Source organism: Roseateles sp. P5_E11, assembly GCF_054049355.1.
Genome location: NZ_JBFUMO010000798.1, coordinates 1 through 2,102, shown reverse-complemented (window position 1 = coordinate 2,102; position 2,102 = coordinate 1). Strand labels below are relative to the sequence as shown.

Below are 2,102 nucleotides of genomic sequence, written 5' to 3'. Positions count from 1 at the left end.
CGGCTGCTCACCCCCTGGGGGCCGGCCGATCCCGCGGTCTGGGCGCCGTGGGGGCCGACGGTCAAGCTGCTTCAGTACTGGCCCGGCTGGGCCAGCGTGGAGGAGGTGCTGGCCGAGGTGGATCAGGCCTTGCCCTGATTGGCCACGGCGGCAGCCGCCTTGGCGGCGGCTTCGGCGTCGCCCAGGTAGTAGCTCTTGATCGGCTTCAGGTTCTCGTCCAGCTCATAGACCAGCGGGATGCCGTTGGGGATGTTGACGCCAACGATGGCGTCGTCGGCGATGTTGTCGAGGTACTTCACCAACGCGCGGATGCTGTTGCCATGGGCGGCGATGAGCACGCGCTGGCCGCCCTTGATGGCGGGCGCGACGGTCTCGTTCCAGAACGGCAGCACGCGGGCGACCGTGTCCTTCAGGCATTCCGTCAGCGGAATGTCCTCGGCGTCCAGGCCGCGGTAGCGAGGGTCGCTGCGTTCGCTGCGTGGGTCGGTCGCTTCCAGCGCCGGCGGCGGTGTGTCGTAGCTGCGGCGCCAGATCAGCACCTGCTCGTCGCCGTACTGCTTGGCCATGTCGGCCTTGTTCAGGCCCTGCAGGCCGCCGTAATGGCGCTCGTTGAGGCGCCAGGCGTGGCGCACCGGCAGCCAGGTGCGGTCCATCTGGTCCAGGGCGTGCCACAGCGTCCACACGGCGCGCTTGAGCACCGAGGTGTAGGCGATGTCGAAGTCATAGCCCGCTTCCTTCAGCAGCCGGCCGGCCGTCTTGGCCTGCTCGACACCGGTGGGCGTCAGGTCCACGTCGGTCCAGCCGGTAAAGCGGTTTTCCAGGTTCCAGGTCGATTCGCCGTGGCGGATGAGGACGAGCTTGTACATGGGGCAAGGCGCGCTGAGGTGGTGGGAAGCGGCGGATTATCCGACCCAGCGATAATCGCCGGCTTCGTTGAATTACACGGGATGCTTGCTTGAACTTCCTGATCGAGAACTGGTTTCTGCTCGTCGCCGCACTTGTGTCCGGTGGCCTGTTGCTCTGGCCCATGCTGATGTCGGGTGCACAGGGCGGCGGCCTYGCCCCCGCCCAGGCGGTGCAACTGATCAACCGCGAGAAGGGCGTGCTGATCGATGTCAGCGAGCCCGAAGAGTTTGCCAAGGGCCATGCCGTCGGCGCGCGCAACATCCCCTTTGGCCAGATCGAGGGCCACAAGTCCTTGCCGTCCAACAAGGCCCTGCCGCTGGTGTTGGTGTGCCCGACCGGCGCACGCGCCGGCCGCGCCGCGGGCATGCTGCGCAAGCTGGGCTATGACAAGGCCCAGGTGCTGGCCGGCGGCCTCAAGGCCTGGCGGGAGGCGAATTTGCCGGTGGAAAAAAGCGCGTGAGCGGTTTTTCGCCCAACCGACTTTTTCTGCCTTTCATTGGGCAGAAATCTGCGTAGGCAGATTTGCGGCTGAAGGAGATTGAGATGGCTGCCGTCAAGATGTACACCACCCTGGTCTGTCCGTTCTGCGTGCGCGCCAAGATGCTGCTCAAGCAACGCGGCGTCGAGCAGATCGACGAGGTCCGCGTCGACCTCAACCCGGGCGAACGCCAGGAGATGATGGCCAGGACGGGCCGCCGCACCGTGCCGCAGATCTTCATCGGCGACACCCATGTCGGGGGGTGCGATGACCTCATCGCCCTCGACCAGAAGGGCGGATTGCTGCCCTTGCTCCAAGCGGCCTGAAGGGTCGCTTTGGGCGTTCTTGACTGATTTCAACACCGGGCAAGCCCGATCGGCTTGTCACGAGGCCTCGCCCATAATCCAGCCACCGCCCGCAGCGCGCCGCCTGCGGGCTTTTGTTTGACGCTTCGCTAGAAAGAATTCCATGGCCGACGAGATCCAAGCCGCCCCCGAAGGCACCCCCGTGTTCCAGATCCAGCGCATGTACCTGAAGGATCTGTCGCTGGAGCAGCCCAACGCGCCGCACATCCTGCTGGAGCAGCAACAGCCCCAGGTCGACATCAACCTGACGCTGTCGGCCGAGAACGTCACCGACGGTATCTTCGAGGTCTGCGTGACGGCCACGGTCAACACCAAGGTCGGCGACAAGACGCTGTTCCTGGTCGAAGCCAAGC

At 65.4% G+C, this 2,102-nt stretch carries 4 protein-coding genes; 3 read left to right on the top strand and 1 reads right to left on the bottom strand.

Annotated elements, in window-relative coordinates; translation table 11 throughout:
• Nucleotides 1-122 precede the first annotated feature (122 nt).
• Nucleotides 123-866: a 2,3-diphosphoglycerate-dependent phosphoglycerate mutase gene (gene gpmA, locus ACXJKR_RS30750; protein WP_457326075.1), complete on the bottom strand. Its 744-nt coding sequence runs from the start codon at nt 864-866 to the stop codon at nt 123-125.
• An 89-nt stretch (nt 867-955) separates the two neighbouring features.
• On the opposite strand from gpmA, the gene ACXJKR_RS30745 reads away from it, so the two are divergent.
• The 3 genes from ACXJKR_RS30745 to ACXJKR_RS30735 all read left to right on the top strand — a co-directional run.
• Nucleotides 956-1,366 (top strand): rhodanese-like domain-containing protein, encoded by a 411-nt coding sequence (locus tag ACXJKR_RS30745; protein WP_056199428.1) that lies wholly within the window; start codon nt 956-958, stop codon nt 1,364-1,366.
• An 83-nt stretch (nt 1,367-1,449) separates the two neighbouring features.
• Nucleotides 1,450-1,710, top strand: a complete 261-nt coding sequence (grxC, locus tag ACXJKR_RS30740; RefSeq protein ID WP_457326074.1) for a glutaredoxin 3 — start codon at nt 1,450-1,452, stop codon at nt 1,708-1,710.
• A gap of 142 nt (nt 1,711-1,852) precedes the next feature.
• On the top strand, nt 1,853-2,102 hold a 250-nt coding region (locus ACXJKR_RS30735; protein WP_457326073.1), incomplete at its 3' end, for a protein-export chaperone SecB.

Excerpts from the sequence above, each read along its gene's own strand:
- gpmA (WP_457326075.1), bottom strand. The coding sequence starts at position 866 with ATGTACAAGCTCGTCCTCATCCGCCACGGCGAATCGACCTGGAACCTG.
- grxC (WP_457326074.1), top strand. The coding sequence starts at position 1,450 with ATGGCTGCCGTCAAGATGTACACCACCCTGGTCTGTCCGTTCTGCGTG.